This is a genomic window from Marinobacter sp. UBA2498, assembly GCF_002341575.1.
In the GTDB taxonomy this organism is placed as follows: Bacteria; Pseudomonadota; Gammaproteobacteria; order Pseudomonadales; family Oleiphilaceae; genus Marinobacter; species Marinobacter manganoxydans.
Window position 1 is genome coordinate 1 of sequence record NZ_DDOI01000109.1, and the last position, 5,980, is coordinate 5,980.

Annotated in this window: 5 protein-coding genes; all 5 read right to left on the reverse strand. The window is 55.7% G+C overall.

From position 1 onward, the window contains the following. Positions 1–2,270 (reverse strand): SLBB domain-containing protein (locus tag B2W52_RS15255; protein ID WP_286803682.1); only part of this gene is annotated, 2,270 nt, incomplete at its 3' end. Between the two features lie 33 nt (positions 2,271–2,303). Next, positions 2,304–3,785: a capsule assembly Wzi family protein gene (locus tag B2W52_RS15260; protein WP_273071694.1), complete on the reverse strand. Its 1,482-nt coding sequence runs from the start codon at positions 3,783–3,785 to the stop codon at positions 2,304–2,306. A gap of 220 nt (positions 3,786–4,005) precedes the next feature. After that, the gene (locus B2W52_RS15265) at positions 4,006–4,764 is read right to left on the reverse strand and encodes a Wzz/FepE/Etk N-terminal domain-containing protein (protein WP_273071693.1); all 759 of its coding nucleotides are present in this window, start codon (positions 4,762–4,764) and stop codon (positions 4,006–4,008) included. A 7-nt stretch (positions 4,765–4,771) separates the two neighbouring features. Further along, on the reverse strand, positions 4,772–5,251 hold the full coding sequence (gene rfaH / locus B2W52_RS15270; RefSeq protein ID WP_273071686.1) for a transcription/translation regulatory transformer protein RfaH: 480 nt from the start codon (positions 5,249–5,251) through the stop codon (positions 4,772–4,774). Next, on the reverse strand, positions 5,248–5,980 hold a 733-nt coding region (gene cysQ / locus B2W52_RS15275; protein ID WP_286803683.1), incomplete at its 5' end, for a 3'(2'),5'-bisphosphate nucleotidase CysQ. The genes cysQ and rfaH, both read right to left, overlap by 4 nt.

A 5,980-nucleotide genomic window follows, 5' to 3' on the forward strand; every position in this document is an offset into this window, starting at 1 on the left:
GGACGGCTGTTCTGTACGTCTTCCAACAAGCCCTGAACCTGCTGCACCCGCTGGGCGTTCTGCCCGCCGAAGGTGTCGCCCTGAAGCTGGACACCCAGGAGGTCACCCTGCAATCGCTCTTCTGCCTCTTGCAGGCGCTGGGCCTCCAACCGGCGAAGCTTCTGGCGGGTGAACACGGCTCCTTTCGGGAATGCGTTCTCAGTCAGCCCGCCCGCGCGGAGAATGACGTCCCTCAGGGTCTCTCCTTCACCAAAGGTATACTCTCCCGGGTAGCGTACCTCACCAGAAAGGGTGATTCGGTATTGCTTGTCAAAATCTGGAGTAGGCTGAATCAGGATAGAATCACGGCTTTGAAGTGCTTGCCGCGTTTCCCCTGCCATTACATCCGCCAATGCAATCTTGCGGGTGATCACTCTGCGGTCGCCCTCTTCTGCAAGCTCCGATCTAGCCAGTTCCGCCGAAAGGAGCGAAGCTGAGTCTTTCAGGCCTCCGGCGAGAGCAATTGCATCGGCAAGCCCGCCGTTGGCAGGGATAGGATATTCTCCCGGATAGCGAACCTCGCCGGATATGGTGACAAACGAAGCAGGCTCGAGGGGCGTTGCCTGGATGCGAAGCTGCTTCACCAAACCTGGCAGTAGCTTCTCCCGCTTTGCATCCTGCAGCTGCCGCAGCTCGTCCTGTTCACTTTCAGTTAGTTGCTCTCGCTCCAGCATGACAAGCCAACGGCGCTCTTCATAGCTCTGCTGGAGCTCATCCCGCTGTTGGGGACGCAGATTGGCCAACTGTTGCTCGGACGGCTTCGAAATTCGCTCGCCTTTCTCCAGGCGCTCCTGAAGATCCTGGTATTCGGCGTATCTAAGGGCCCTTTCATCGAGTTCTGTTTTCTCCAGATCAGAGAACACGAGTAATTGGTCCCGTTCCTTAAGGATCAGATCGGCTTCACTGCCGGGGCTGCGAAGGGCATCTCGCAGATCAATCACCAGGGTGCTCAGGTGATCATCTGCAGACCTTCTTACGAGAAGAGCTACATCGCGATCTGCCGCAGGTAGAAGGTCGTTTCGGAGATTATTGAGGACAGATGACACCCTCATGCCGGGCACGAAGGCGTAGCGCCCCGGTCGCGTGGCAGCCCCACGGACTTCGATATACTGGCCGGTGATGTCAGCAATAGAGGCGATGGTTATGTGGTCTCCCGGCCGTACCCGAACACTCCGGCCCTTCGGCTCTGTGTAATCCGCCTCGACGATGATTCTCAAGAAGTCTTCGTTGGTGCGTTCAATTTTTACTCGTTCCGGATAAGCCTGGGGGGTAAGTCCCCCGGCCAGGCGCACCAGCTCCTTGAGGCTGGTTGCGTCTTCCAGCTCGTAGAGGGCGGGCCGGTAAACTTCGCCGTCAATGCCTGCCCGCTCGCCGACCGGTGGAATGAAAACAACATCCCCAGGCTGAAGGCGGTGGTCGCCGGAGCTGTCGCCATTGAGAAGCAGATCATACAGATCCAGGGTGCCGATGAGCTTGCCGTTGCGCTTGTGCTCTACAGCACGCAAGGATCCAGACTGTTTTACACCGCCTGACACATACAATGCATTGGTGATAGTAGAAAGCGAGCTTACCGTGTAGGAGCCGGGGTTTCTGGCCTCGCCGAGCACGAAGACTCGCATACTGCGCAATTCGCCGAGAGAAACACTGGCCTGTACGCCGATATATTGCTCGGAGACCAGCTTCTGGATTTGCTGACGCGCTTCATCAAAGCTAAGGCCTGCAACGCTGAGAGGGCCGGAATTGGGGAAGCCAATGGACCCTTCACGGCTCACGGGCAGTTGCAACTGCTGATTTTCTTTGCCCCACAACTGGATGCGCAGCACGTCGCCGGGGCCAAGTGTGTAATCGTTTGGTACGGGGATTTCTGTTACCGGCGCAAAGGTGGTCGGACTGCCTGCAAACAGGTCATACCCGAATGGTTTCAGCCCACCGTTCTTGCGAGCCCGCTCTTCCTCTTTTTCCTGCTCTTCCCGTTCTTTCTGCGCTTTCCGGCGCTCGTCATCGCCATTGCCACTTTCGGACTCGACAACCTCAATATTTTCCGGGCGTTGCTGGCTCTGGCGGCGACCCTGAATATTATCCAGGTCTATGCCGTACTGCCGAGCCAGGGCTTCTTGCTGGGCCCTTGGCAGGTTTTTGAACTGCTCAATCTGAGACGGGCTGATGGATTGGGCGGCGGCAGCCATTGGCAGTAGCAGAGCCAGCGGGAGCAATAGATTCTTAAGCTTCACAGTTATAAATCCGGCGGTTTGGTTCGGTAAAATTTAGAATCGGTAGGTCCAGGTGGCGCCCAAAGACCATTGGTCTTTCTCGCCACCCAGGTACTGTATTTTCTTGTCGGTGGCCTGGAGGTTCATATCCAGCCAGCCATTTAATAAACGGGTTCCGTAGCCGAGATCAAGAATGGCGACGTTCTGGTCGCCGTCGGGAACGGTGTAAAAGATATCTTGATCGGTTACAACGGTGCGGTTTTCGCCATCCTTATTCAGTCGGGCGTAGGTTACCTTGGCCGTCAAATTGGCACCATTATCGAAGAAGTTCAGGGCTCCCAAGGTAACGGCTTCTGCATCGCCATCGAAGCTGGCCGCCATGCTGCGGCCGTAATAGCGATAGCCAGAGCGGTAGCGGGAGTGGTCGTAGGTGATGTTGGGCATGGCATCGCCCAGGAAGTCGTCCGCCAGGGTGTTTGTGTACTCAACAAACCACTGCTGGTCAGCTTTGAATAACTGCGTCGTCCAGTCCGCGCCCAAAAGCCAGGACTTACGGGCTGGAAAGGCGCCCGCTTCGTCTTCGCCCATCATCTGGGCGTATAAGCCCATAGACTGCTGACCAATTGAGAATCCATAGCGGGCATCAATGCTGGCGAGCTGGTTGCCCGGGTCGTTTTCCTCGAGCTGGCCGTTATCGCGTCCGATCAGCGCGTTCCATATGGTCGACGCGCCCTCAGGCCGCCCTTCTCCACCGAACATGATGGCCCGTGAGAGACCAATATCCAGGCCATCGATCGGGCGGAACGTGAAGCGCATGCCGATCAGTTTGGCATCGGGTACCGCACGGTCACTCTCATATTGGCCGGCAAGCGCTGTGAACTGCCAGGGGCCGATCCAGCTTAACCAAGGGCTTTCAAAAGCGTGGGCGTTGTTCCGATTAATCCAGAGCGCCGGCATGGGGCGGGCGTTGTTGGAGAGAATGAGGCTGGATTGCCAGCCAGGCCCCCACCATCGGTCAATGGCCCCAACGCCCATCACCCAGTTACCTGCAGCCGCAGCCAGGTAGCTGCCATCCAGGCGAAGCTCTTCATCGTCATCGCTTTCAGGGGCGTATGAGGGCTTAAGGCCCAGGGCCCAGACTTCACCTTGCCACTGAAGGTTGATCGCCGTGCCAGCTTTCGCAAGTGGATTCTCATCAAAACCGCGAACTCCGGGTACCTCACTGTTGCCATAGAGGCTGTACTCGCCCCGAAAACCCTGCTGACCCTGCTGTTCCTTTTCGAAGCGCAGGTAGGCAGCAGCGGAGCCCACGGAAGCCTGGTCAGCGCTGACGCTGTCCTCTAGGCCACTGTGGACCGTACTCCACATCATTGGCCAGGTGCTGACAGTGCGATCCATATGGCCTCGGTCTGCCAGTTTCTGGGCCGCAAATCTCGCCCGCGAGTCTCCCGGCTCAAGCCAGGGGGCCGCGGAGAGGGAAACACTTGTCAGACACGCTACCGCCCCACCGACCAGGGCCCAGTGTTTTAAGGTCATAGGATAAAATTATCTGAAAAACGACAGGAAACAGACAAAAGGAAGGGGACAACTGACTCCCAACTGTATCCTTGTCGGTAGATGAATGAACTGTTTCAGAAGCGTGCCGATTCTACGGCAATGTATATGACAAGCAAGTGACAAAAAGTCTGACACATTGGTTTTCAGGGAGATAGCAGGGTAAAGAATTGTTAAAGCTTTGCAGTTGCAAGTGAAACGTCTAAATATCGTTCATCTGAGCTCTTACCAGGCTCGCGAACTCGGCGAAGAAGGCGAAAAACACTCCCGCGATCAGCCCCAGCATGCCAGACAACAAAATGATCAGGCTGCGTGCAGGCCCGGCAGGCTCCAGAGCTTGCCGCCCGAGTGCCAGAGTCTCCATAGCCTGAATGGACTTGAGCGTCGACTCCAGCGAGAGCCGCTTCTCGACGGCAGCTGCGATAGCTGCTCCTGCATCTTGCGTGCCCTTGAGCATTTCAATGCTTGAGGAAAGCGACTCTATCTGCGCTTTCAGGCTCTGGCTGAGATTCGAGACTGCTAATGCCTGGGACTTTTCAAGCTGCGCAATCAGTGAAGAGTGAATCTCATTGACGAATACAACCTCGGCCTGAGGAGACTCAGAGACAATCCGGATAAAGCTTGTGTTCTCAGGATTCTCGAACTGTACCTCCATGGGCATCGGCTCTTCATGCTGATCATTATAGGCAGCACGATAATCAGGCAGCCACCGATTCTCCAGGGTTGCGATAACCAGGGCGGGTTTCTCAATAGTGTTACCGACATCCCGTTCAGCGAGCTTCACCAGACTGACAAACTCGTATTTCTGGGGCATCAAGAGCGCGTAAACAATCCCGGAGAGCAATGTCAGGAGAAAAACTGCATAAAAGATCCGGCGGCGTCTTAAAAAGGTCGAGGCCAGGTCCACCAGACTGATTTCATCGTCGTATGGCGGTCGTGACTTTTCGTTGTTTTCTGCCATTCAGCTCTTACCTTATTATTCCAGAGACCGGCACTTTTATGCTCTGCTGCTTCTGCATAAAGTTGATTAATACGACTGCCCGCTCTTCGCCGTCATATGCCTGAAATATTGCATGGATACCCTCGAAAGGTCCCTCGCTAACATAGACTGCCTGGCCAGGCTTGATACCGCCCTGCTCCGCAACGGAATCCAGGCTGGCTTTGATATGCCCGATAACCTCATCGCAGACGCCAGCAGGCTTGTTCGCAAAACTGACGATTTTCAGCACACCTCGGGTTGACCGGAGCTTTGACCACATGGGGTCAGATTGCTCCAGATTCACGAAAAGGTAGCCGGGAAACAAAGGTTCAAGCTTGCTCACCCGTCTGCCAGCCCTGACTCTCTCAACTGTAATTTTTGGGAAGAAGCAGGTTATTCCCTGATTCTGCAGATGCTGCAGAGCCCTATCACCCTGCGCGGGTTTATATTGAAGCGCGTACCACGTCATGCGTCAGGACTGTACCAGCCGCCGGCCGCGATAAAATACGGATTTAACACATCTTGTTTACCGTATTTCAACGGCTCGCCATCCAACGTTTGAACTTTTCCGCCGGCCGCCACCAGCACCGCCTGCGCTGCGCCTGTATCCCACTCGCAGGTAGGACCCAAGCGTGGATATATGTCAGCGTGCCCCTCGGCAATACGGCAAAACTTCAACGAGCTCCCGGCCTGCACAAGTTCGTGCTCACCGAGCTTATCGATAAACGCTCGGGTTTCCGAGTTCAGGTGGTTCTTACTGGCCACCACGCGCTTTACGTCTTTGGGCTCCGCCACGCGAATTCGGTGAACTCTTCCGGTGCGGTCGCGCATGTGGGCGCCCTCACCGACCACACCCCAGTACGCTTCTTTCAGAGCAGGAGCTATCACCACACCCATAACCGGCTCACCGTCCTCAACCATCGCGATGTTGACTGTGAACTCACCGGTACGCTGGGTGAAATCCTTGGTACCGTCGACAGGGTCCACCAGCCAGAACCGACGCCAGTGTTTACGCTCTTCCCAGGGAATATCCTTACCCTCCTCGGAAAGAATGGGAATGTCTCGACTTATTGTACGTAAACCGTGGGTGATAATGTCATGGGCCGCGGTATCCGCAGGTGTAATGGGTGACTCGTCTGCCTTGTAGCTTACCTTAAAGTCTGACTGGTATATGTGCAGCACCTTATCACTGGCCTCG